Origin of the sequence: Burkholderia sp. 28_3, from assembly GCF_003253915.1 — a bacterium.
In the GTDB taxonomy this organism is placed as follows: Bacteria; Pseudomonadota; Gammaproteobacteria; order Burkholderiales; family Burkholderiaceae; genus Burkholderia; species Burkholderia cenocepacia.
The window spans coordinates 1-23,623 of the sequence record NZ_QKZF01000022.1 but is presented as its reverse complement, the minus strand read 5'-3'; the positions used below and the strand labels follow the sequence as shown (position 1 = coordinate 23,623).

General features: G+C 67.6%; 25 protein-coding genes. 10 read left to right on the top strand and 15 right to left on the bottom strand.

The genetic code is table 11. The annotated features are described in order from the left end of the window. Nucleotides 1–38: 38 nt before the first annotated feature. Nucleotides 39–746: a class I SAM-dependent methyltransferase gene (locus DFS13_RS31755; protein WP_048988747.1), complete on the bottom strand. Its 708-nt coding sequence runs from the start codon at nucleotides 744–746 to the stop codon at nucleotides 39–41. A 318-nt stretch (nucleotides 747–1,064) separates the two neighbouring features. Between DFS13_RS31755 and DFS13_RS31750 the strand changes: the two genes are divergently transcribed. Beyond that, nucleotides 1,065–2,717 carry a DUF3459 domain-containing protein gene (locus DFS13_RS31750; protein ID WP_006486141.1) on the top strand — a complete coding sequence of 551 codons (1,653 nt, stop codon included), beginning with the start codon at nucleotides 1,065–1,067 and terminating at the stop codon, nucleotides 2,715–2,717. 69 nt (nucleotides 2,718–2,786) lie between these two features. Here DFS13_RS31750 and DFS13_RS31745 read toward each other — a convergent pair whose 3' ends face one another. The 5 genes from DFS13_RS31745 to DFS13_RS31725 form a co-directional block, all read right to left on the bottom strand. Beyond that, a complete protein-coding gene (locus DFS13_RS31745) occupies nucleotides 2,787–3,371 on the bottom strand; it encodes a thiamine phosphate synthase (RefSeq protein ID WP_109342366.1) in 585 nt (194 codons plus the stop codon). Nucleotides 3,372–3,393: 22 nt separating this feature from the next. Continuing rightward, the gene (locus DFS13_RS31740) at nucleotides 3,394–4,737 is read right to left on the bottom strand and encodes a hemolysin family protein (RefSeq protein WP_006486244.1); all 1,344 of its coding nucleotides are present in this window, start codon (nucleotides 4,735–4,737) and stop codon (nucleotides 3,394–3,396) included. Between the two features lie 76 nt (nucleotides 4,738–4,813). Then, nucleotides 4,814–5,593: a sensor histidine kinase KdpD gene (locus DFS13_RS31735; RefSeq protein ID WP_006497274.1), complete on the bottom strand. Its 780-nt coding sequence runs from the start codon at nucleotides 5,591–5,593 to the stop codon at nucleotides 4,814–4,816. 67 nt (nucleotides 5,594–5,660) lie between these two features. Next, nucleotides 5,661–6,584: a DMT family transporter gene (locus DFS13_RS31730; protein ID WP_034202638.1), complete on the bottom strand. Its 924-nt coding sequence runs from the start codon at nucleotides 6,582–6,584 to the stop codon at nucleotides 5,661–5,663. A gap of 37 nt (nucleotides 6,585–6,621) precedes the next feature. Beyond that, a complete protein-coding gene (locus DFS13_RS31725) occupies nucleotides 6,622–7,479 on the bottom strand; it encodes a LysR family transcriptional regulator (RefSeq protein WP_012493188.1) in 858 nt (285 codons plus the stop codon). Nucleotides 7,480–7,592: 113 nt separating this feature from the next. Between DFS13_RS31725 and DFS13_RS31720 the strand changes: the two genes are divergently transcribed. From DFS13_RS31720 to DFS13_RS31710, 3 genes are all read left to right on the top strand, one after another. After that, the gene (locus DFS13_RS31720; protein ID WP_060212590.1) at nucleotides 7,593–7,976 is read left to right on the top strand and encodes a tautomerase family protein; all 384 of its coding nucleotides are present in this window, start codon (nucleotides 7,593–7,595) and stop codon (nucleotides 7,974–7,976) included. Nucleotides 7,977–8,115: 139 nt separating this feature from the next. Then, nucleotides 8,116–9,741: a CHAD domain-containing protein gene (locus tag DFS13_RS31715; protein WP_111442591.1), complete on the top strand. Its 1,626-nt coding sequence runs from the start codon at nucleotides 8,116–8,118 to the stop codon at nucleotides 9,739–9,741. 53 nt (nucleotides 9,742–9,794) lie between these two features. Beyond that, a complete protein-coding gene (locus tag DFS13_RS31710) occupies nucleotides 9,795–10,631 on the top strand; it encodes a TOBE domain-containing protein (RefSeq protein WP_060212967.1) in 837 nt (278 codons plus the stop codon). 174 nt (nucleotides 10,632–10,805) lie between these two features. Here the strand turns inward: DFS13_RS31710 and DFS13_RS31705 are convergent, their stop codons facing one another. From DFS13_RS31705 to DFS13_RS31690, 4 genes are all read right to left on the bottom strand, one after another. Further along, the gene (locus DFS13_RS31705; protein WP_034202636.1) at nucleotides 10,806–11,507 is read right to left on the bottom strand and encodes a sulfate/molybdate ABC transporter ATP-binding protein; all 702 of its coding nucleotides are present in this window, start codon (nucleotides 11,505–11,507) and stop codon (nucleotides 10,806–10,808) included. Nucleotides 11,508–11,571: 64 nt separating this feature from the next. After that, nucleotides 11,572–12,249, bottom strand: a complete 678-nt coding sequence (gene modB / locus DFS13_RS31700; protein ID WP_006486472.1) for a molybdate ABC transporter permease subunit — start codon at nucleotides 12,247–12,249, stop codon at nucleotides 11,572–11,574. A 10-nt stretch (nucleotides 12,250–12,259) separates the two neighbouring features. Beyond that, complete coding sequence (gene modA, locus DFS13_RS31695) at nucleotides 12,260–13,054, bottom strand: molybdate ABC transporter substrate-binding protein (protein ID WP_006486460.1); 795 nt, start codon at nucleotides 13,052–13,054, stop codon at nucleotides 12,260–12,262. Between the two features lie 137 nt (nucleotides 13,055–13,191). Continuing rightward, on the bottom strand, nucleotides 13,192–13,890 hold the full coding sequence (locus tag DFS13_RS31690; RefSeq protein WP_006496013.1) for a phosphatase PAP2 family protein: 699 nt from the start codon (nucleotides 13,888–13,890) through the stop codon (nucleotides 13,192–13,194). 258 nt (nucleotides 13,891–14,148) lie between these two features. On the opposite strand from DFS13_RS31690, the gene DFS13_RS31685 reads away from it, so the two are divergent. Both DFS13_RS31685 and DFS13_RS31680 read left to right on the top strand, forming a co-directional pair. Beyond that, nucleotides 14,149–15,258, top strand: coding sequence for a PHB depolymerase family esterase (locus tag DFS13_RS31685; protein WP_111442590.1), 1,110 nt, complete (start codon nucleotides 14,149–14,151; stop codon nucleotides 15,256–15,258). Nucleotides 15,259–15,338: 80 nt separating this feature from the next. Beyond that, nucleotides 15,339–15,515: a DUF3563 family protein gene (locus tag DFS13_RS31680; protein WP_006486452.1), complete on the top strand. Its 177-nt coding sequence runs from the start codon at nucleotides 15,339–15,341 to the stop codon at nucleotides 15,513–15,515. A gap of 109 nt (nucleotides 15,516–15,624) precedes the next feature. Here the strand turns inward: DFS13_RS31680 and DFS13_RS31675 are convergent, their stop codons facing one another. The 5 genes from DFS13_RS31675 to DFS13_RS31655 form a co-directional block, all read right to left on the bottom strand. Then, entirely contained in the window at nucleotides 15,625–16,044 is a 420-nt protein-coding gene (locus tag DFS13_RS31675; protein WP_006486430.1) for an organic hydroperoxide resistance protein, read from the bottom strand. 154 nt (nucleotides 16,045–16,198) lie between these two features. Further along, a complete protein-coding gene (locus tag DFS13_RS31670; RefSeq protein WP_006496011.1) occupies nucleotides 16,199–16,651 on the bottom strand; it encodes a MarR family winged helix-turn-helix transcriptional regulator in 453 nt (150 codons plus the stop codon). Nucleotides 16,652–16,839: 188 nt separating this feature from the next. Continuing rightward, nucleotides 16,840–17,649 carry a BPSS1780 family membrane protein gene (locus DFS13_RS31665; RefSeq protein ID WP_006486425.1) on the bottom strand — a complete coding sequence of 270 codons (810 nt, stop codon included), beginning with the start codon at nucleotides 17,647–17,649 and terminating at the stop codon, nucleotides 16,840–16,842. Next, complete coding sequence (locus DFS13_RS31660; RefSeq protein WP_006486428.1) at nucleotides 17,640–18,638, bottom strand: homoserine kinase; 999 nt, start codon at nucleotides 18,636–18,638, stop codon at nucleotides 17,640–17,642. Before DFS13_RS31660 ends, DFS13_RS31665 begins: the two co-directional genes overlap by 10 nt. Nucleotides 18,639–18,735: 97 nt before the next feature. Then, a complete protein-coding gene (locus tag DFS13_RS31655; protein WP_006486478.1) occupies nucleotides 18,736–19,131 on the bottom strand; it encodes a hypothetical protein in 396 nt (131 codons plus the stop codon). Nucleotides 19,132–19,260: 129 nt separating this feature from the next. Between DFS13_RS31655 and DFS13_RS31650 the strand changes: the two genes are divergently transcribed. From DFS13_RS31650 to DFS13_RS31635, 4 genes are all read left to right on the top strand, one after another. After that, a complete protein-coding gene (locus tag DFS13_RS31650) occupies nucleotides 19,261–20,787 on the top strand; it encodes an AMP nucleosidase (protein ID WP_012493190.1) in 1,527 nt (508 codons plus the stop codon). A 304-nt stretch (nucleotides 20,788–21,091) separates the two neighbouring features. Continuing rightward, nucleotides 21,092–21,409: a hypothetical protein gene (locus tag DFS13_RS40030; RefSeq protein WP_134163180.1), complete on the top strand. Its 318-nt coding sequence runs from the start codon at nucleotides 21,092–21,094 to the stop codon at nucleotides 21,407–21,409. Continuing rightward, nucleotides 21,409–21,636: a hypothetical protein gene (locus tag DFS13_RS31640; RefSeq protein WP_111442589.1), complete on the top strand. Its 228-nt coding sequence runs from the start codon at nucleotides 21,409–21,411 to the stop codon at nucleotides 21,634–21,636. Before DFS13_RS40030 ends, DFS13_RS31640 begins: the two co-directional genes overlap by 1 nt. Nucleotides 21,637–22,404: 768 nt before the next feature. Continuing rightward, on the top strand, nucleotides 22,405–23,208 hold the full coding sequence (locus tag DFS13_RS31635) for a curculin (mannose-binding) lectin (RefSeq protein WP_111442588.1): 804 nt from the start codon (nucleotides 22,405–22,407) through the stop codon (nucleotides 23,206–23,208). Nucleotides 23,209–23,623: the final 415 nt, after the last annotated feature.

Sequence of the window (23,623 nt, the reverse complement as noted above, 5' to 3'; positions counted from 1 at the left end):
ATCGCGTGGGGCGGGCCATCGCGGGCCGCATCGAACCGTCACGCGCGTCGCACCGCGATCCACGCGCCCCAGAACAGGCTCGCGAAAAAGCGCAGCGGCGCGTCGAAGCCCGCGTCGCGCAGCAGCGCGAACACGGCTTCCTCGGATGCGGGCGGATCGGCGCCCTGCAGGATTTTCGCGAGTTGCGCGCGCACCGCGTCGGGCGTGGCACCCTTCATGCGCCAGCGCTGCTGCCACGCATCGAGCAGGCGCGGATGGTCCGCGTAGCGGCGATGGTTGCCGGCGAGCACGAGCGGCGCGCCGGGCTTCAGGCGTCGCGCGATTGCGTGCAGCAGCGCGACTTTCGCGTCGTCGCCCGGCACGTGATGCAGCACGCCGATCAGCGTCGCGCCGTCGAACGCGGGCGCGTCGGGCAATGCGTCGACGCCGTCCTCGACGAACGCGGTACGCGCGCCGAAACCCGCTGCTTCAACGTTCGAGCGCGCGAGCGCGAGCATCGGCGCGGACGGGTCGACGGCCGTGAACCGCCAGCCCGGTTCGAGCGCGGCCGTGACGCAGATTTCCTGCCCCGTACCGCCCGCGCCCGCGACGAGAATCCGGGCATCGGCCGCCCCGATCACTGACGCGAGCATGCACGCGGCGAGTTCGTGGCAGGCATCGTAGCCGGCCAGCGCGATGCGCGATTGCTCGGCGTATTCGTGGGCGCGTGACGGATCGAATTTCGCGGCGCTGGCGGGAAGCGACATGGCGGAGTCCTCGGGTCGGTGCGCGGACGACGTGTCCGCGAGCATCACGCAGAGCGTAGGGGCGCGCGGCCGGCGCAACAAGGCGAGCGATCATTCCGGTATGCCGACTACCCGACCCGCCGGCGCGTGACGGTCGCCCGTTTCCACGGGTGGTTGGCCGGGGTCGATTCGCATTTAAAAATGTCTGACCACGGTGCATCGCGGTGGCGAATCCGGCGCATACTCGTTTCTCTCCCCAGCCTGGCCGTCGCATGCCGGGCCCCGATGCGCTGCGCCAGTGGCGCGGCCATGCCGCTCGGTACGCACGAGGAGCGCATGATGTCCGATTGTCCGCACGATCCGTACGCGCAGCACTACATCCATTGCTTGCCGTTTGGCGCGCAGCCCTGCGGCGCGCTCAGCCCGACGCCGCGCACGCATTTCCGCGTGTGGGCGCCGGGCAGCACCCACGTCCAGCTCGAACTCGATATCGGCTACGGCCCGACGCTCGTGCCGATGACGAGCGCCGGCCCGAACTGGTTCGAAGTCTTCGTCGACTGCGGCGCGGGTGCGCGTTACCGCTATCGGCTCGACGATACCGTGTCGATTCCCGATCCCGCGTCGCGCTCGCAACCCGAAGGGCTCAACGGCCCCAGCGAGGTCGTCGATCCGCGCGCGTTCACGTGGCGCAATACGTTCTGGCACGGGCGCGCGTGGGAAGACATCGCGCTCTACGCGATTCGCCCGCACGCGGTGGGCGGCTTCGACGCCGTGCGCCGTCGCCTGCCGCAGCTCGCGCGCCTCGGCGTGACCGCGCTGGAGCTGCTCGCGTCGCCGCACGACAGCCTGCCGTTCGCGCCGCTCGCGGCCGAAGGCGGCCCCGACGCGCTGAAGGCGCTGATCGATGCCGCGCATGGCTACGGTCTCGCGGTGCTGCTGGAGCTCGACTACGCGCGCTTCGGCAGCGGCACCGATGCGCTGCGCCACTACGCAGGGCCGTTCTTCCATACGCGCGACGATCCGCTGCAGGCCGCGCCGCTCGCGCTCGATCATCCGGAAGTGTGCGATTTCTTCTGCGACAACGCGCTGTATTGGATCGACGAATACCGTTGCGACGGGCTGCGCCTGCGCGAAGCCGACCGGATCGGCGTGTCGTGGCTGCGCGAGATCGCGGACCGCGTGCGCGCGGCCGTGCCGGCCGACCGGCTGATCCATCTCGTGCTCGGCAGCGAGCGGCACCCCGCGCATCTGGCCGATACCCATTTCGACGCGCAGTGGAACGGCTGCGGCGAACGCGCGCTGCACCGGCTCACGGGGCGCGACACGTCGGCCCACGAGGGCATTTCCACGCACCAGTCGATTCACACGCTCGCCCGCGCGCTGACCGCGGCGGGCGCGGCGTACCAGCCGGCCGCGTCGGCGGACGGCATGGCCGCCGATGGCGGACTGGCGCTGACGTCGCTCGTGCTGTCCGATGGCGCATGGCGCGACAGCGGCCACGGCGATCACGGGCAGGCGGCCGGACTGGCCGCGCTCGCGCTGTCGTTGCTCACGCCGCAGATCCCGCTGGTCTTCGACGAAACCGCGCGCGACGTCGATCGTGCGCATTTCGTGCAGTCGGCGCTCGCGGTGCGCGCCAAGCTGATCGCGCCAAGGCTGTCCGATTGCCGGCCGCAGGACGCACGCGCGCTGAAGGCGGACGGCGACGGCGATGCCGACGCGCTGTGCGCATCGTGGCGGCTCGCCGACGACGAAACCTTGACGATCGCGTTGAACCTGTCGCCGGACGCGGTGCCGTTCGACGCACCGGGCGGCCGGGTGGTGTTCGAGACGCCGGCGCGCGCGCGCGACCGGGTCGATGAAGGGGAGTTGCCGCCGTATTCGCTCGTCGCGTGGCTGACGGGCGACGTCAATCGCTACGCGTTGACGCACGACGTGCGTCGCATCGACGACGGTTCGTGGCGCGGGATGCGTGCGAACCTGAATGCATGAGCCGATGAAGTTGTGAAGCGGCGGGACCGCGCGCAGTCGCACCCGGCGGCGCGCCCGGAAGGCCCCGAATTACCAGAACCCGCGAATCCCCGCGATGCCGTACGCGCCATGACGGCGCGCGTCGTCGAGATGCGCGCGCGTCATGCCGCCGAGCGCGAACACGGGCATCGCGGCCTGGGCGGCCAGCATGTCGAATCGCGTCCAGCCGAGCGTCGGCGCGCCGGGGTGGCTGAGCGTCGGCAGCACCGGCGAAAGCGTGACGAAATCCGCGCCGGCCTGTGCGGCCAGCAGCAGGTCGTCTCGCGAGTGACACGCGGCGGACACCCACCGGTCAGCCGGCAGCGGCCGCTGCGTGACGCCGCGCAAGGCGGCGCCGTCGAGATGCCAGCCGGCGCCGTCGAGCCGCATCACGCCGGCTGCGTCGATCGGGCCGTTCAGCATCAGGTGCGCACCGGCGGCGTTGCAGCGCGCGAGCGCCGCGGCGGCCAGCGCCGCGAACGCGGCCGCGTCGAGCGATTTCACGCGCAGTTGCACGAGCGTTTCGCCGCGCGCGAGCACGGCCGACAGCCGGTCGAGAAACGCGGCCCGATCGGCCGCCGACGCGGACGCCGGTTCCGGCGTGATCACGCAGCAGCGCGGCAGCGGCGCGTTCATCGTGCGCCGCAACGCGCGGCCGTCATTCGTCGGCCTCTTTCGCGATCTTCGGATAGACGCGCACGAGCACGATGCGCGGCCCGTTCATCTTCTTCACGACGACGTCGAAGCGGTCGAACGACACGCGCTGCCCTTCGGTCGGCAGGTCGCTCAACGCCTGGATCACGAGGCCGCCGACCGATTCCGCGCGGCCTTCGTCGATGTCGATGCCGAGCGCCTGCTCGAGCGACACGACGGGCAGGCTGCCCTTGCCCATCAGCGTGCCGTCGTCGAGGCGGCTCCAGTCCGCATCGCCCTGGCGGAACTCGTCGTGGATCTGGCCGACCAGCGCGCCGAGCAGGTTGTCGAGCGTCAGGAAGCCGATCGGCTTCTCGCCCTTGTTGCCGACCAGCGCGAAGTGCGGGGCGCCCTTGCGGAAGCGGCGGAACAGCTCCAGCGCCGGCGTGTCGGGCTTCACGTACTGAACCGGGCGCACGTAGTCGGACAGATCGTCGAGCGCGGCGCCCGCGTGACGCGCGAGCAGCAGGTCCTTCAGGTGGATCAGCCCGCTCACCTGTTCGCGCGACGCATCCTCGAACAGCGGATAGCGGCTGAAACGGTGCCGCGCGACGATCTCCATGTTGTCGGGCAGCGGCAGGTCGCGCCGCAGGCCGATCATTTCATGGGCCGGCCGCATCAGGTCCGACACGGTCATCGACGAAAAATCGAGCGAATGCGCGAGCGTGTTCCATTCGTCGTTGCTGTACGTGCCGCGCGCCGGCTGGGCCGCATTGCCGGCCGCGCTGCGGCGGCTGCGCAGGATCAGCTTCAGCTCGTCGGTCGAATAGTGCGCGTCGCCGCCGTGGTCGGCCGACAGCCCCGCGAGCCGCAGCACCGCGTTGGCGCTGGTATTGAGCACCCAGATCGCCGGATACATCGCCCAGTAGAACGCGTAGAGCGGCAGCGCGACCCACAGGCCGACCTTCTCCGACTGGCGGATCGCCATCGATTTCGGCGCCAGTTCGCCGACGACGATGTGCAGGAACGAGATCAGCGAGAACGCGAACACCAGCGAGATCAGATGCACGACGCGTTCGGACTGCACGCCGATCAGGTCGAGCAGCGGGCCGATCAGTTGCGCGAACGCCGGTTCGCCGACCCAGCCGAGGCCGAGCGACGCGAGCGTGATGCCGAGCTGGCACGCGGAAAGATACGCATCGAGCCGGCCGTGGACGACGGCGAGGATGCGCCCGCGCAGGCCGTGCTTGCGGGCGAGGGTCTTGACGCGCGTCGCGCGGAGTTTGACGAGGCCGAATTCGGCGGCAACGAAGAACCCGTTCAGGGCCACCAGGAACAACGCGCCGATGAGCGCGAAGATCTGTAACAAAGAATCGCTCCGGTTATGACAGGCTCATCAGTATAGAGCCAGAAAGGAATTCGTAATGTATCGGGCGACCGCTTGCTTACACCGGCGCCTCGCAGGGAATCGAGAAGGTGATCGTGGCGGTCGCGCCGTCGGCGAACACGTCGTGCGTGAACGTGCCGCCGTGCGCCAGGGCGACGCGCTGGCACAGCGCGAGTGTCCACGCGCTGCGTTTCGCGTCGCGCTCGCGCAGCATTTCGCGCCGCGCGAACGATTCGAACACGTGCGGTTGTTCCGGGTCGACGAGTACGTCGGCGTTCACCGTGCAGGTGGCGCGCGCGGTGAACTGCGCGCCGTCGCGCGTGCACGCGAACGCGACGCGGCTGCCCGCGGCGCTGGCCTCGACGGCCGTCGTCAGCAGGGTCCACAGCGCCTGCGCGACGCGTTCGCGGTCGACCGTGAGCGACGGCTCGCCGTCCGGCAGCGTCGCGTCGAGCGCGACCTGGCGTGCGTCGGCGAGCGCGACACGCACGAGCGCGATCGTGTCGTCGAGCAGCGCACGCAGCGCGAACGGCCGCGGCGCGAGCGCGAGCGTGCGCGTTTCCGCGCGCGGCGCGTCGAGCACGCCGTCGATCAGCGCGACCTGCTGGTCGATGCCGGTGCGGATGCCCGCGAGCGCGCGCTGCAGGTTCGGATCGGCATTGGCGAGCTGGCGCTCGAGCACGTAGGCCCAGCTGTGCATCGCATTCAGCGGGCTGCGCAGGTCGTGCGACGCGGTGGAGAGCGCCTGGTCGCGCAGGAACAGTGCCGCCTGGGCGGCGTAGTGCGCTGCGCGTTCGCGCAGCAGGTCGGCGGCGGGATCGACGGAAGTGGACGTCACGGAGCAGGCCTGTCGGAAGCGGTTGGCGTGAAAGTCACGCGAATCGCCATTATAGGGACGGTGGGCGTCACGCCGGCAGCGCGTCCTCGTCCTTTTTCCGTGCGTCGCCGTTCGGCAGCAACTGGCACGCGAGCAGGCCGGCGAGCATCAGTGCGCAGCCGACCAGCGCGCGCAGCGTCAGCGTTTCGCCGAGCGCGGCCCAACCGGCGATCGCCGCGAACACGCCTTCCATGCTGAAGATCACGGCCGCGTGCGCGGGCGCCGCGTCGCGTTGCGCGACGACCTGCAGCGTATAGCCGACCCCGACCGACAGCAGCCCGCCGTACAGCAGCGTCGGCAGCGCGCCACGCAGCATCGCGACGCTGACCGGTTCGACGGCCAGCCCGACCGCGAGACACGCGACGCCGCACACGACGAACTGCAGGAACGCGAGCACGAGCGGATCGTGACGTTTCGCGAGATGGCCGACCGCCATCACGTGCGCGGCAATGATGACGGCGCCCGCGAGCTGGAACCAGTCGCCGTAGAGCACCGAGAAGTGCTCGTCGATGCTGAGGAAATACAGGCCGATCGCGGCCAGCAACGCGCCGAACCATGTGCCCGCGCCGATCCGGTGGCGCGCGAACACGCCCATCAGCGGCACGATCACGACGTACAGCGAGCTGATGAAGCCGGCGTTGGCGATCCGCGTGTATTGCAGGCCGAACTGCTGCAGCGAGATCGACACCGCGAGCAGCCCGCCGAGCGCGACACCCGGCAGCAGCAAAGCCGGTTCGCGCCGGATCGCCGCGAGCTGCGCGCGCGACGCGGTATTGACCATCAGCAGCGGCACCAGCACGAGCGCGCCGAGCAGGAACCGCAGCCCCGTGAACAGGAACGGCCCGATCACGTCGAGGCTCAGGCGTTGCGCGACGAAAGCGGAACCCCAGATCGCGGCGGCGCCGAGCATCAGCAGGTTGGCGCGGAGGTGCTTGCGGGCTTCGGGCTTCATCGGAATTCGTCTGGAGATTGCGGCGGAGCCCGCTAGTTTACGCCGAGATTGCAAGACTGTCGGCGAACCTGCGCAACGCGGCCGCGGCGCGGGCGTCGCGTACGCGCGAATACAGCACGACCTGCGATTGCGGCAGCGGCGGCAGCCCGAATTTCGCGCCGACGTCGACGAGCGTGCGCGGCGCGACGCGGCGCGCGAGCGGGCACACGGCCAGCCCTGCCGCGGCGGCGGCCGTGACCGCCGCGACCCCGCCGCCCGTGAAGCGCTCGCGCCACGGCAGCCCCGCGCGGTCGAGCGCGCGCAGCGCGGCGGCCCGCACGCCGCACGGGCCGGCCAGCACCGCGAGCGGCAGCGGCTCGCCGGCGCGCGGCGCCCAGTCGGGCGCGGCGAGCCAGGTCAGCGGCTCGGTGAACAGCAGCGTGCCGTCGTCGCGCGGCGGATCTTCGCCGGGCTCGTGGCGGACGATCACCGCGTCGAACCGCCGTTCGTCGTATTGCGGCAGCAGGCTCGTCGACGCCCCGAGATGCATTTCCAGCGACAGGCCCGGATCCTGCCGGTGCAGGCTCGTGAGCACGGCCGGCAGGTCGGGCACCGCGACGTGCTCGCTGACGCCGAGCGACAGGCGCACCGTGCCGGTCGAGATCGCGCCGAGCGCATGTTCGTGCGCGTCGAGCAGCGCGCGGGCGGCCGGCAGGAAATTCTCACCGTCGGCGGCCAGCTTGACGACGCGCGGCGTGCGCGCCAGCAGCGGCTTGCCGAGATGCGCCTCCAGCCGCTTCAGCTTCAGGCTGACGGCCGATTGGGTGGTGCCGAGCGCATCGGCGGCGCGCGTGAAGCTGGCGAGGTCGGCGACCAGCACGAACGCGCGGACGGCATCGAGATCGAGTACTTTCATTTCAAATGAAAATGAATGAAATATTCATCAATGACTGTTCATTATAAGTTGGCGCGCCTAACCTGACGCTGTGTTTTCGTTCTTCAACGTCACTCACCGACAGGAGCAGCACCATGCCATTCACCCGTATCGCCGTCCGCGAAGGCAAACCGGCCGCCTACCGCAGGGCCCTCGTCGACGGCGTGCACCGCGCGCTGATGCACACGTTCAACGTGCCGGAGGACGACATCTTCATGGTCGTGACCGAGCATGCGGCCGAGAACTTCGTGTTCGGCCGTCACTACTACGATATCGAGCGCAGCGACGATCTCGTGATGATCCAGATCACCGCGAACAACACGCGCACGCTCGAGCAGAAGCGGGCGCTGTACCGGACGATCGCCCAGAACCTCGCGCAGCAGCCCGGCGTGCGGCAGGAAGACGTATTCATCAGTCTGGTCGAAGTGCTGAAGGAGGACTGGTCGTTCGGCAACGGCATCGCGCAATACGCGGTCTGACGTGCCGGCTTGACCTGCCACAGGGCGGCGGGGCCGGATCGACGCCTGCGCGTTTGGGCGGCGTGTACTATGGAAGCTGCTTCACGAGCGACGCCGGCGCGGTCGATGCGCCGGCGGTCCTTCATGTGCAGGAGCCTCCATGTCGCGTGTGCTGGAAATCGTGTTGTCGCTGTCGCTGGAAGGGTGGCCGGTCAAGGGCGCGAGCCGCGCCCGGGGCGCGCAGCGCGAGTTCGGCGCCGAACTCGTGCGCGCGTGGCGGATCTGCCCGCAGGTCCGGATGCGGCGCGGCCACGAGCGCGTGACGATCGAGCCGTGCCAGATCGAGGAGGCCGAGCGGAGTCCCGGCGCGAACTGGTGGACCTGGGTCGAATCGAACGCGCACGGCACGCGGGTCGTCGCCTCGCGCACGCAGACGTTCGCTCCCGGCGTCACGCAGCGTGAACTGTTCGACGCGGAGCACGCGGGGATCGTCGTCGCGACGCCGCTGCCGATACCCGCGACACGTACCGCAGCCGAGGCCGAGGCCGATGCGGCGGCCGCCGAAACCGGCGGCGTTGCACCGGACACCGACGAAGCGCGCGCCCAGGCGGCGGCGCTGCGCATCGTCAGCGAGCGGCGGCGCGGGCGCTGGGCCGACGACAGCGGCGTCGTGGTCGAGATGACGCTCGACGACATCACGCTGCACGGCGGCGGCGAGCCGCCGCGCCGCTACGTCGAGCTGCGCCTGGCCGCGCCCGACTGGGAAACCGTCGCCGCGCGCACGGCGGCGCTGCATGCGCTGTTTGCCGCGGCGCGCGAACTGAGCGGCGCGTGGCCCGCCTTCGTGCAACTGACGAGCGTGATCGACCGCGCCTGTGCGGGCGGACCGGTGGCCGCCGTGCTGGTCAAGGCGCAGTCCGTCGATCTGACCGGCATCCGCACGCAGCGCGCCGCGTTGTTCGCGCTGTCCGGCGACATCACCGCGCAATGGCTCGGCAACGAATGCGGCGTGCTCGAGCGCGACGATCCCGAATTCGTGCACCAGATGCGCGTCGCGCTGCGCCGCCTGCGCACGCTGATGCGCTTCTTCCCGCGCTTTACCGACGATCAATGGAAGGACACGCTCGGCGTCGACCTGCGCTGGCTCGCCGCGCTGCTCGGCACGGTGCGCGATTGGGACGTGTTCGCGACCGAGAGCCTGCCCGCGCTGATCGCGGCCGACGGCGGCGGCAGCGACTGGGACGGCACGCTCGACGCCGCCCGCGCGCAGTCGATGGCCGCGCGCGTCGAGCTGCGCCAGGCGCTGCATTCGGCCCGCTATGCGCGGCTGACGCTCGGCTGGCTCGAATGGCTGAGCGCGCTCGCGCTGCCGGCGGCCGACGGCGACGACGCACCGTCGCTGCGGCGTCACGCGACCAAGCGCGTGCGGCGGCTGTTCGGTCATCTCTATGGATCGCCGTCGCTCACGTCGCTCGACACGGCGGCACGCCATCAGGTGCGGATCGACGCGAAGCGGCTGCGCTACGCGCTCGAATTCTTCGCGTCGCTCGCGTCGCGCCGCACGCGCAACGAGACGGTCAAGACGCTCACGCGCGTGCAGAGCGTGCTCGGCGAAGCGAACGACGCGATGGTTGCGCTGCACCATCTCGAGCAACTCGCGGCGCCGCCGTATCAGCTCGGTTTCGTGCGCGGCTACGGCGCCGCGCTCGAACAGCGCGCGGCGCGCGACGCCGAGACGCTGCTGGCCAGCCTGCGGCCGCCGAAGCTCGACGGCAAGCCGGGCTGAGCGCCGCGCGCCGACCCTATAATGGCCGCCCGTTTCCCGCACGCATGCCGATGATGACCGACGCTCCGCATTCCTCCTCGTCCGCCGAACCGCTCGAACTGGGCGGCGAGCTGTGGCTGCGCGCCGGCGACCAGACGCTCGGCGGCGCGACGCGCATCGCGTTGCTCGCGGCGATCGGCGACACCGGTTCGATCACGCGCGCGGCGAAGGCCGTCGGCCTCAGCTACAAGGCCGCGTGGGATGCGGTCGACACGATGAACAATCTCGCCGGCGAACCGCTCGTCGCGCGTTCGACGGGCGGCAAGGGCGGCGGCGGCACGACGCTGACGCCGCGCGCGACGTCGCTGATCGCCGCATTCCGCACGATCGAGCGCGAGCATCGCCGCTTCATCGAAGCCGCGAGCGCGGCCGTGGCCGGCTTCGACGTCGACTGGGCGCTGATCGGCCGGATCGGGATGAAGACCAGCGCGCGCAACCAGTTGTTCGGCAAGGTCGCGTCGATCGTGCGCGGCACCGTCAACGACGAGGTGACGCTTGCGTTGCCCGGCGGACAGTCGGTCGTCGCCGTGCTGACGCACGAAAGCGCCGACGCGCTGGGGCTGCGGGAAGGGGCGGACGCGTGCGCGCTGGTGAAGGCGTCGTGGGTCGTGCTCGCGGTCGACGATGGCGGGCCCGATCTGAAAGTGTCCGCGCGCAACCGGCTGCGCGGCAGCGTCGACGCCGTCGCGGCGGGCGCGGTGAACAGCGAGGTGACGCTCGCGCTCGACGGCGGCGGGACGCTGACGGCCGTCGTGACCAACGACAGCGTCGATGCGTTGCAGCTCGACGCCGGCCGGCGCGCGATCGCGCTGTTCAAGGCGTCGAGCGTGATCCTGGCGGTGACGGGCTGACCCGGCCGCCCGCGCGGCTCCCGTGGCCGGCGTGCGGTGACGGCGCGAAGCCGGTGCCGCGTTCGTCCGCATCGCACCGGCTTCGTGTCCGCTTTCAGCATGTGCCGCGCTGCGGCGTCTCTCAGGCTCCAACGTGGCGACCGGCGCCACGCTCACGACCATGGCGTCGCGCGTTCAGGTGACGCGCGTCGGCCACTCGGCGTGCGGCGGGTTCGCCTGCACGCGTCCTTCGCTCAACTGCACGACCTGGTCGCCGAACGCGGCGACGTCGTCGGGGTCGTGGGAGATCAGCACCATCGGGATGTCGAGCCGCGCCTGCAGTTCGGCGAGCTCGTGGCGCATGCGCTGGCGCATCGCGCCGTCGAGCGCCGCGAACGGTTCGTCGAGCAGCAGGATGCGCGGCTGCGCGACCAGCGCACGCGCGAGCGCCACGCGCTGCTTCTGCCCGCCTGACAACTGCGACGGATATTGCCCCGCGAGCGCTTCGAGGTCGAACGCGCGCAGCCAGTACGCGACCTCCGGCGGCACCGCCTTCGCGCGCGGGTTGCGCAGCCCGGACGTGAGCCCGAACGCGATGTTCTGCCGCACGTTCAGATGCGGGAACAGCGCGTAGTCCTGGAACAGGTACGCGACCCGGCGTTCGCGGGTCGGCACGTCGATGCGGCGCGCGGCGTCGAACAGCGGCTCGCCGTTCAGCGTGATCGTGCCCGCGTCGGGCGTCAGCAGCCCGGCGATCGCCTGCAGCGTCATGCTCTTGCCCGCGCCCGACGGTCCGAACAGCACGACGCGCTGCGTCGTCGCGGTGAACGACATGTCGAGCGTGAAGCGCCGCTCGGCGTTCGCGTAGGTCTTGCGGATGTCGACGACGAGGCTCATGCGGGCCTCCGCCGCGGCAGGCCGCTAGCCGGACGGCGCCGGCGATACGGATGGAACAGGTGCGTCATGTCAGCTGGCTCCGCCGGGCGCGCGACGGCACGAGCCAGCCGGTCGCGAGCAGCACGAGCACGCAGGTGATCGACGTCACCAGCACGAGGAAATTGGCCGTGTTGTCGTCGCCGGCCTGCACGGCCGCGTAGATCGCGACCGACAGCGTCTGCGTGCGGCCGGGCAGGTTGCCCGCGATCATCAGCGTCGCGCCGAATTCGCCGAGCGCGCGCGCGAACGCGAGCAGCGCGCCCGCGAGAATCCCGCGCGTGGCGAGCGGCAGCGTCACGCGGAAGAACACCGCGACTTCGCCGAGCCCGAGCGTGCGCGCGGCGCGCTCGAGATGCGGGTCGACGCCTTCGAACGCCGCGCGCGCCGATTTCAGGATCAGCGGAAACGCGACGACCATCGACGCGATCACCGCACCTTGCCACGTGAACACCAGCTCGATGCCGAGCGTGTCGAGCCACGCGCCGAACACGCCGCGCCGGCCGAGCAGCACGAGCAGGTAATAGCCCAGCACCGTCGGCGGCAGCACGAGCGGCAGCGTCAGCACGGAGTCGACGACGTCGCGCAACGGCGAGCGCCAGCGCGCGAGCACGAACGCGGCCGCGACGCCGAGCACGATGTCGAGCGCGGTCGCCCAGCCGGCGACCTTCAGCGACAGCAGCAGCGGGACCCAGGCGTCTTGCATCGCGAGTCGCTCACTTGGCGGGCTTGAAGCCGAACGTCGACAGCACGGCCTGGCCCTGGGACGACGCGACGAAATCGATGAACGACTGCGCCTGCGCGGCGTGGCGGCTGTCCTTGACCACGGCGATCGGGTAGGTGATGGCCGTCCGGGTCGGCACCGTCAGCGCGACCTTCACGCGGCCCGGCATGATCGCGGCGTCGGTGCCGAACACGAAGCCCGCGTCGACCTCGCCGCGGGCGACGTAGTCGAGGCTCTGGCGCACGTTGGCGGCCAGCACGCCCTTCGCGCTGACCGCATCCCACACGCCGGCCGCGCGCAGCGCGCCCTCGGTGTAGCGGCCGACCGGCACCGAGGCCGGGTCGCCGTACGCGATGCGTTTCACGCCGGGCGCGGTCAGGTCGTTCAGCGACGTCGGCGCGGCCGCGTGGCTGTCCGCCGGCACGATCAGCACCAGCGAGTTCGCCGCGAAATCGCGGCGCGTGCCGGGCACGATCACCTTTTCGTTCACCGCGCGATCCATCGCCTTCTGGTCGGCCGACGCGAACACGTCGGCCGGCGCGCCCTTGGCGATCTGCTGCATCAGCACGTCCGATGCGCCGAAGTTGAACAGCACCTTGGTGTCCGGATGCTGCTTCTCGTACGCGTCGCCGACGGCCTTGAATGCGTTCGTCAGGCTGGCGGCGGCCGACACGACCAGTTCGTCGGCGGCGGAAGCGGGCGCGCTGAACGCGAACCCGGCGGCAAGCGTGGCGATCGGCAGCAGGCGAAGCAGGGTGCGGCGAAGCGGACGGACGGTTGAGCGCATGGTGGATTCGTTTCGAATGGGTGGAAACCGTAATCGTAATATAGGGCGGGTTATAACGCTCGACATACTGTTCATGCGACGGTGCGCATGAAATGGTCAGACGTGAAAAGGGGCGGGCGTGACGGCCGGGCCGCCGGTCACGTGTGAAGCGTGCGCGGCGCCGATTCGGTGCGCTGCAGCGACGACGGCTGCGACGCGGGATGGTAGTTCGGGTTGGCCTTCCAGCGCGCGCGGACGAACGGGCGCTCGTGGCCCGACAGTTGCAGCGCGACCTTGGTGACCCAGCGATGCGACGGCACCGTGATGCCGTGCAGCGCCACGGTGACGAGCGCGAGGCTCGCGACGACCGCGGGCACCGACCAGCGGTGCGGCACCGCGCGCCACGAGCCGGCGATGAACGCGAGCGCGGCGATCGCGCCGACGATGCAGCCGGTGATCGATTCGGACGGCGAATGCGCGTCGAGCGCGACGCGCGACACGCCCACCGCGATGCCGGCCGCCAGGCCGAGCGCGATGCCGGCGATCCGCACCGGCGTGCGCGTGCGGATCAGCGCAAGGAAAATCGCGACCGGATACACCGACGTCGACAGCATCGCATGGCCGCTGAACCCGGTGAAATCCCACGCACGAATGCCGATGCCCCAGCCGAGGAACGCGATCTTGGTGAGCGCCACCACGCCGATCGCGGCCGCGAGCACGCCGAGCCATGCGGCCGCGCGCTGCCACGAGTAGCCGAGCGCGAGCCAGACGGCAATCGTGATCGCGAGCGGCAAGGTCAGGCCGGCGCCGCCGAACGCGGTGATCATGATCCACAGGTGAGAGGACAGGTCGAACATCGGAAGGGGACGAACGAAGGCGGGGAGGATGCTTAAATCAACGCGCGAGCCGGGAAGAACGACTACAACGGATACAAGCGGCGAAACCCCAGTATAGCGCCGCGTCCGCATGAGGCCCGTTTTTTGCGCCGCCGGGAACTATCGGCGCGCAGGAAAAATCCCAGAAACAATGTTATGGTGCATTGCACAAAGTCGAACGATGCACCCGTTGTGGTGCCTTCATGGCGCCCCTATTTTTCCTGACTGCGAGCCCGATCGATGACCAAAAGTCTGACCAAGGTATGGCTGGGCGGCATGAAACGCATGCTGTCTCCGGCCGCCAAGCGCGCGGTACGCGATGCGCAGCGCATCACACGCGACGCACTCGAGGCCGCCACCTCTTCCGCCGTATCCGATCTGTCCCCGCCACGCGAATCGCGCGTGCGGCCGCGCGCGGCCGCGTGGGCTGCGGGCGAATGGACGCGCGGCGAGCATCCGATGGCGCCCGCGCTCGGCCGCCTCGTCCAGAATCTCGCGTACGGGCTCTACGTGCCGCCCGGCCGCCGACGCGGCGCGATGCCGCTCGTCGTGATGCTGCACGGTTGCCAGCAGTCGGTCGACGAATTCGCGCAGGGCACGCGGATGAACCTGCTGGCCGACAAGCACGGCTTCGCGGTGCTGTATCCGGAACAGTCGCTGCGCGCGCACGCGCACGGCTGCTGGCACTGGTATGAGGACACCGACCGCGCGGGGCGCGGCGAGGCGAATGCGGTGGTGTCGCTGGTCGACGCGCTGGTCGACGAACACGGCTTCGACGCGTCGCGCGTCTACGTGGCGGGGCTGTCGGCCGGCGCCGGTCTGGCGTCGCTTCTTGCACTGCACCATCCGGACCGTTTCGCGGCGGTCGCATTGCACTCGGGGCCGGCGCTGGGCGAGGCGAATTCCGGCATCACCGCGATGGACGTGATGCGGCGCGGCCTGCGGCAAAACCCGGCCGCGGCGGTCGATGCGCTGGTCGAGGGCGGCGCGTATCCGGGCATGCCCGCGCTGATCGTCCAGGGCGACGGCGATCATGTCGTCGCGCCGAAGAATGCCGATCAACTGACCGTGCAGTTCATGCGTCTGAACGGGCTCGCCGACAGCCGCGGCGCGCTGCGCGGCGGCGAACGGGTCGAGACGCGCGAAACGGGCGCCCAGATCACCGATGTGTGCCGCGACGGCGAGCCGGTGGTGCGGCTGTGCCATGTGAAAGGGCTCGATCACGCATGGGCCGGCGGCGACGAAGCCGTGCCGTTTCATGCGGCAGTCGGCCCCGACGCAAGCGCGATGATCTGGGCCTTTTTCGAAGCCAATCAGCGCACTGTGGCGACCGAACGACGCATCGTTTGATCGACGCTGGTCAAAGACTAGGGTTTTCCCTATAATTCGGGGAAACCCTAGTCCAGAACCTTTGAATAGCGAGATCGAACATGTACCTGCTGAGCCACCTCTTCCTGATGCTGACCAAGAACGCTGAAAAGGCCGCGAAAGAGCGCACCGACGCGTACCTGGCCGAAGCCACCGACATCTACGACCTCGAATTCCGCATGCGCAAGATCGATCGCGACGCGGCGCTGAACCGCCCGTATTCGATCGGCGCGCGCTAAGCGGCGCACGCGGGCCTGGCGGCCCGCCATTTCGACGAATCGCGCAAAAGGGCGCGTGCGGCATGTGCCGCACGCGCCCTTTTTGTATTTTTCCTGGCCCTGCGTCGCGTCAGACGACCGCCAGGCGCACCGGCACGTTGTTGCGCGTGGCGTTCGAGTACGGGCACACGTGGTGCGCCTTGTCGACCAGCGCCTGCGCGTCGGCCTTGTCGAGCCCCGGCAGCGACACGCGCAGTTCGATGTCGAGCCCGAAGCCGCCAGCGTCGTTCGGGCCGATGCCCACTTCCGCCGTGACCTGCGTATCGGCCGGCAGTGTCTGCTTGTTCTGGCCCGCGACGAATTTCATCGCACTCAGGAAACAGGCCGAGTAACCTGCGGCAAACAGTTGCTCCGGATTCGTGCCTTCCGCGCCCGTGCCGCCGAGTTCGCGCGGCGCGGCCAGCTTCACTTCCAGCTTGTGGTCGGCGGATACCGCGCGGCCGTCGCGGCCGCCCGTGCTCGTGGCGCTGGTCTTGTACAGAATGTTCATCGTGCAGCTCCTGTCGGGAAGAGGGAGAAAAGCGGTCCGGTCAGACGGGTGTCGCCGGCCACGAGTGAAATATAGAGCACAAATCATTAGTGTGCAAATGAAATTTTGGAGAAAAACCCGGCAGCGCAGGGCGAGGTCGTCTGCGCTTGGCGCGTCAGCGTTCGTTGGCCGCCGACAATGCGTCGCGCAACTGCTGGAGATCCGCGCGCAGCCGGATCAGGAATTCGGGCGTTTGCTGCATCGCGCAAAAGAGCTCGGCGGGCACCGAGCGCGCGCGATCCTTCAGCGCACGGCCGGCCGACGTCACACGCACGTTGACGACGCGTTCGTCAGCCGCGCTGCGCACGCGCTCGACGTAGCCGAGCGCTTCCAGCCGCTTCAGCAGCGGCGTGACCGTGGCGGGATCGAGGTCGAGCCGCGCGGCGATGTCCTTCACGGCCATGTCGTCGCGCTCCCACAGCACGAGCATCGCGAGATATTGGGGATAGGTCAGCGACAGCTTGTCGAGCAGCGGCTTGTACGCCTTCGTCATCGCGTGCGAAGTCGCGTAAAGCGCGAAGCACAATTGCTCGTCGAGCGTCTGGGGCAGCGGGGGCAGGCGATCCATGGTTCGGGAAGCGCGGCGGATGCGCGAACGATTTGTACGCAAATTATTTTGCGCGCAAAAGATTCGATTGAACAGGGGCGGCCGGAGGAAAGCGAGACGGGAAAGGGGGGCAGAAGAAGCGCGCCGGGCGACGACCCGGCGCGAAACAGTGCGACGGCGGGCGACATGCGCCGGCCGAAAGAGCGGGTTCAGCGACCGGACATCGTCGTCGGCGCGCCCGGTTCCTGCACGCCGAAGCAGCCGCGATAGGTCGCGTAGAACGAGCAGTACAGCATCGTGACGATGATGATCGTCACCGGCATCATGATCGTCAGCGCATACGCGCCGGCGCCGAGCGCCTGCAGCAGCAGCGACAGCGCGAGCGACGTGCCGAGCGCGACGGCGAACCACAGCACGCCGTATACGACGAACGCGCCGCGATTGCGCCAGCAGCTGACGACGCTGAAGAACAGCGCCTTCGCGGGCGGGACGTCATGCCATGCGACCAGCACCGGCGCGAACCAGAACAGCATCGCGACCGGCAGATAGAGCAGCGTCGCGAAGAACAGCGCGCCGAGCGTGCCTTGCGCGGCGAGCGTCTCGGGCGTCGTGTTCGCTTCGTCGGCCGCGCCCATCATCACGTGGAACAGCGCGCCGCCGTCCACGAACGACGAAGCGGCGAACACCAGCACCATCGACGCGACGTAGATCACGCCGAGCGCGAGCAGCCGCTGGGTCGCGACGGTGCCGTACGAGCGAAAGCCGTCGACGAGGATCGTCGGCATCACGGTCTTGCCGGCCACGGTGTCGCGGCACGCGGCCATGAAGCCGACCGCGATGCCGGGAATGAACACCAGCGGCAGCGCGGAGCCGATCACCGGCACCATCGACACGAGCGTGATGGCGAGCAGGTACGTGAAGAACAGCGTGATGAACGCGAGCGGATTCCGGCGGAACAGCCAGATGCCTTGACGGAACCAGACATAGCCCGTTTTCGCGGGCACTTCGATCAGTTGCATGCGGTTTGGATCTCGGGAAGCGCGGGCGTATGCGCGATACGCTCGCGCAGGATGCGTTCGAAATGGCCGGGGTCGTGCGGCTTGAGCATCTCGGCCGCGCGCGGCAGGTAGAAATCGTACAGGCGCGACACCCAGAAGCGGTACGCACCGGCGCGCAGCATGTCGCTCCAGTGGCGACGTTCCTCGGCCGTGAACGGCCGGACGGTCTGGTACGCGCGCAGCAGCGCATCGGCGCGCGCGACGTCGAGTACGCCGGTCGCGAGGTCGACGCACCAGTCGTTGACGGTTACCGCGACGTCGAACAGCCACTTGTCGCAGCCCGCGAAGTAGAAGTCGAAGAAGCCGCCGAGGCGTACGTCGTGACCGGTGCCGGGCGCCGCGTGCGCGAACAGCACGTTGTCGCGGAACAGGTCGCAATGGCATGGCCCGGCCGGCAGCGCCGCATAGTCGTCCGACGCGAAGAAGCCGGCCTGGTGCGCGAGCTCGCCTTCGAGCAGCGTGCGTTGCGCGTCCGTGATGAACGGCACGATGGCCGGTACGTTCTCCTGCCACCACGGCAGGCTGCGCAGGTTCGGCTGGCTGCGGGGATAGTCGCGGCCCGCGAGGTGCAGGCGCGCGAGCATCTGTCCGACCTCGATGCAGTGTTCGACCCCCGGCGCGAGTTCGGCCGCGCCGTCGAGCTTCGTGACGATCGCGGCCGGCTTGCCGTGCAGTTCGCCGAACAGCGCGCCGTCGTCACGCGGGATCGGGTCCGGGACCGGCACGCCGTGGGCGGCCAGATGGCGCATCAGGTCGAGGTAGAACGGCAGCTGCTGCGCCGTCAGCTTTTCGAAGATCGTGAGGACGTATTCGCCGCGCGTCGTCGTCAGGAAGAAATTGCTGTTTTCGATACCGGACGGAATGCCGCGGAACGCAAGCACGTCGCCCAGTTCGTAGTGGCGCATCCATTGCGCGAGATCGGAGTCGGAAACAGCGGTGAAAACGGCCATGCGGGATGCGTCAGGTCAGGGTGTCGGCACGCGGGCGGCGTGCATCGCGACAGCAGGTGAAGGGGCGGCGCGGCGCCCGGTGCGCCACGCCACGGAATCAGTAGCGCAGGTTCAGCGACGGCAGGCGCGTGATCGGGATGCCCGCGTCGTGCGGCTTCGGCGACGTGTCGGGCGTCGAGCTCATCTGGTAGCGCGTGCCGAAGTTCGATTTCACGTCGATCTCGACCGGCTTGCCGCGGTCGCGGTACTCGGTGACTTCGGTGCCGTTCTTGCTCTTTTCGTGGAAGCTCGGCGTGCGGCGGATGTCGGCGAAGTCCACTTTCGACGTGACTTCGGCGCCCGGCCGGTTGATCTTGCGGAGATCGGGCAGGCCGGCGGCTTCGTTGGCCTCGGCCCGGGCCTGCGCGTCGGCGTCAGGCGTGCCGCCGGCGGCGTGAGCGACGCCGGCGGCGGCAAACGCGACGGCAGCGGCGACGAAAATGAGCGGCTTCATGATGAGTCTCCAGTGAACCTACCGATTTTAGCAAATACTGCGCGCCATCCGGCCCCTGCGTGCGCAGGGGCGGCCATAAGGGCGACCGGGTTCCGTGGTAATGTCGTCGGATCTGACGAGGTGATGAAAATGAAAAACGATTTGAGCCGCCGGCACCGTGTGCTGTCGCCCGAAAGCCCGTCGGTCGAGGCTTTCGACGATCCGGTCGCCGCCGTCGCGCGGCTGTCCGCCATTTACGACACGAATACGGGCTTCCTGCGCGATGCGTTCGCGCGCTATCGCCGCCACGAAGCGATTACCGAGCACGTGCGCGCGTGCTACCCGTTCGTGCGGATCCGGACCGACGTCAACACGCACGTCGATTCGCGCCGCTCGTACGGCTTCGTCGCGGGTCCCGGCGTATTCGAGACGACCGTCACGCGCCCCGATCTCTTCGCGAACTACTACCGCGAGCAATTGCGTCTGCTGTCGAAGAACCACCATGTCAAGATCGAGATCGGCGTGTCGTCGCAGCCGATTCCGATCCATTTCGCGTTTCCGGAAGGCATCCATCTCGAGGGCGAACTCGATCGCGACCGCCTGCTCGCGATGCGCGACATCTTCGACACGCCCGACCTGTCGTATCTCGATGACCGCATCGTCAACGGCACGTTCGAGCCGGCGCCGGGCGAGCCGCATCCGCTCGCGCTGTTCACGGCGGCCCGCGTCGACTTCTCGCTGCACCGGCTGCGTCACTACACGGCGACGTCGCCCACGCATTTCCAGAACTACGTGCTCTACACGAACTACCAGTTCTACATCGACGAGTTCGTGAAGCTCGGCCGCACGCTGATGACCGAAAGCGACGATCCCGAGGTGCGCGCGTACCGCAGCGAGTACAGCGCGTTCGTCGAGCCGGGCGACGTCGTCACGTACAACGCGAACCTCGGCAGCGAGCCGGCCGAGGGCACCGCGCCGCCGCGCCTGCCGCAGATGCCCGCGTATCACCTGAAGCGCGCGGACGGCAGCGGGATCACGATGGTCAACATCGGCGTCGGCCCGTCGAACGCGAAGACGATCACCGATCACATCGCGGTGCTGCGTCCGCACGCTTGGGTGATGCTCGGTCACTGCGCGGGGCTGCGCAACACGCAGCGCCTCGGCGACTACGTGCTCGCGCACGGTTACGTGCGGGAAGATCACGTGCTCGACGCCGACCTGCCGCTGTGGGTGCCGATTCCGGCGCTGGCCGAAGTGCAGCTCGCGCTCGAGCGCGGCGTGGCCGAGGTCACGCGGCTGGAGGGTGCGGAACTGAAGCGGGTGATGCGCACGGGCACGGTCGCGAGCGTCGACAACCGCAACTGGGAACTGCGCGACCATCGCGAGCCCGTGCAGCGGCTGTCGCAGAGCCGCGCGATCGCGCTCGACATGGAAAGCGCGACGATCGCAGCCAACGGCTTCCGCTTCCGGGTGCCGTACGGCACGTTGCTGTGCGTATCGGACAAGCCGCTGCACGGCGAGCTGAAACTGCCGGGCATGGCCGACACGTTCTATCGCGGGCAGGTCGACCAGCATCTGCAGATCGGCGTGAAGGCGATGGAGATCCTGCGCACGAACGGGCTCGACAAGCTGCATAGCCGCAAGCTCCGGAGCTTTGCGGAAGTGGCGTTTCAGTAACAAGCCCTTGCGGTATAAGGCTTCCCGGATGATCCCGGGAGCCTTCGTGTCTAACATAAGCGCCGGTGTCTAACTTAGACGCGTCAACGGAACTGGTTGGACGCGTTCTACTTCGCGCGATTTCGTGTAGTGCGCCGTCATGCCTTCGGTCGTGTGGCCGGCCAGTGATTGCGCTACCGCGGCGCCCCGTTGCCGCTTCAGATCGGTCAGCGCCTTCGCACGCAGGTCGTGGAAATGCATGCCGATCAGGTATAGCGGATTCGGGTGATTCCTCTTTCCTTGCAGTCCTTCTCGTAGGCCGCTCGTGCGCGCTTACGACCGAGCGCTTTTCGTTGAATGGCTTGTGCAGGCGCGACATCTGGCCGTTGGTGTTGACCGTGAACTGACGCGTCCGTGCTGGACATGCGAGCACTGGAGCGGATACATCGCAGGCAGCGACAGGTCGGCCGTGTGCTTCCTACCTGGCGCGGAACATGTCCGCGCGATCGCTGTATCCGGCTGCGCCTTCTGGATCCGCGCGACCGGGCTCGACGAGCTGACGAACGCGCAATGCGACGCGTTTGTGCAGGACTACCAGCCGCAATTCCCGTACAAGAAGCGCCGGCGCGCGCCGCAAAAATGATGTGCGAGACGATCGCCGCCGCGCGCGGCATCACACACCCGCAGCTCGACGTCCGACGAGCAGCCGACCAGCAGCAAAAAGCCGCCGGGCACTTCGGTGCCGGCGGCTTTTTTTCGGCCATGGCCGTGCGCGATGTCGGCGGCCTCAGGCGCCCTTGGAGCGGCCGGCCGCTCGATGGCGCGCCGCAGGTGCGCCAGCACGCGGCAGGCCGCTGGCGAGCCTGCTGACGCGCGCTGGAGGCCGCCCCTGGGGGGGCGGATCGGTCCGGGATGAGGCCGACGCGGACCGGGCGCGCGCAGTTGTGACCCCGCCCCACCTGCCCGCAGAAATGAACGGTTTTTATGCACTCATGCGCTAGGCGCTCGAGACCGCCTAGCGTGGGCCGCGCGGCGATAGGCCGTCCCATTCGGCCATGCACTTTCATGCGCCTTGGGTATGCAGTCTCAACGTATCTTTACTCTCCGTGGGCCATTCATTGGCCGTAATCGAGCGCTCACGCGGCGCCGATTTCGTGCAGTTAAGCCCGCCCCCGGATGCCAGCCGGTCGCGCGAGCGGCGTATGGAGAAAGTCGTTCGTCGAGTGAGGCATTGGCCAGCGATCGCGTCAGCGTAGCGAAGGGTGGGGTGAGGCGGGCGAGCTCGCGGCGCCTTGGTGTAGCGGTATGAGCCAGCACACGTTCGAGTAGGGTCATTGTTGATCCCATCCAAGTTAAAACGTCGATCGCATCTGCGAAAAATCGGGGCGCTCGGCCTTTGATTAATTTGCGGCCGCTATTTTGTCGATTTGCTTTATTTATTGTTTGCCATTGGTTGGGAAATGGGTGGTGTGGGCTCTATTGCTGTCAAATTTAAGAATTTAGTTGTGAAACTTCCGCGGGTGCGTTATAACTGCTCCGCCATCGAGTGGATGGCTAGTTGTAGTGGGGTTTTTAATTTGCGAGAGGGCTTGCTGTAAAGGTGAGTATATTTTAGATAAAATATAAGGAATGTTAGAAATGAAAATAAAGATGGTGATTTTATTTTTTGCGACATTGTTTCCTTTGTTTGCTGGTGCAAAAATACTTGATGTAAATCAAACAATTTACAGCAGGGGAGGGGTGGCTTCTGATAATGGCCAATACTATCTAACTCTTCAGGATGATGGAAATCTCGTTCTTGTTAGTCAAGGCAAAGCTGTTTGGGCGTCAGGAACGGCCGGGAGTGGCGCTAAACGTGCCGTGATGCAAGATGATGGAAATTTCGTTCTTTACACTGGAGATAACAAGCCGGTATGGAATCTCGCTACCGAGCGTCCCGGGGCAACCTTGTCTGTTCAGGATGACGGTAATATCGTACTTTATTGGCAACGAGCGATTTGGGCGAGTAACACCGTAGATGCTAATAATATTCAGACGGATCAAGTGCGGGTGCTAAGGTCGGGTGAGCGGATTTTTGCTGGGAATGGATATCAGAATGGTCAATATTTCTTGATACTCCAGGCGGATGGAAATCTCGTTTTATATAAAAATGGCGGAAATCCAATTTGGAATAGCGGCACCGCTGGGCGCGGAGTGACCGACGCTTTGATGCAAGATGACGGAAATTTTGTTTTGTATTCTAACGGAAAGCCAATCTGGGCAACAAATACTGCCGGCAATGGAGGGGCGATATTCGCATTTCAGCCTGACGGTAATTTGGTAATCTACGCGAGGACCGTTTCGTGGGATCGGTTTAACACGTGGCATCATCCTGATTATCGAGATCATAGGGGGCCCGGGTCTGGTATCTGCCTTTGCCGGTCCGTTAGCTTCACGTTCTAGAAATCGACTCTAGGCTCACGAATTTCTTTATATGTGGCTGCCTTTGAAGGGCAAGGCCCGCTAAGTGCGGGCTTTTTTTATGCTATGGATGTGATGCAGGGAACGTGTCGTGCAGCTATTTCCCAACCCGAAAAGACTAGAGCGACAAAAAAATTTAACCTTGGCGTGAATTCGTCTTCGAGGATTGCATTCGCGCTCTCAAGTAGCTTTCGCTTCGAAGCGGTGGTTAGTATTAAGGCGTATCCAATCCAACTTCAATCCTTGCCCTACAAGGCAGGGGAGGCGACGGAAGGACTGTATTTTGGAAACGAGGAAGCCCGCTAAGGAAACGCTGATTTATTCGGCTCGGCGGTCATCGCAGACGTAGCCGAGGACGTTTAGAAGACAGCTCACGGAACGGACCCACGACGATGAA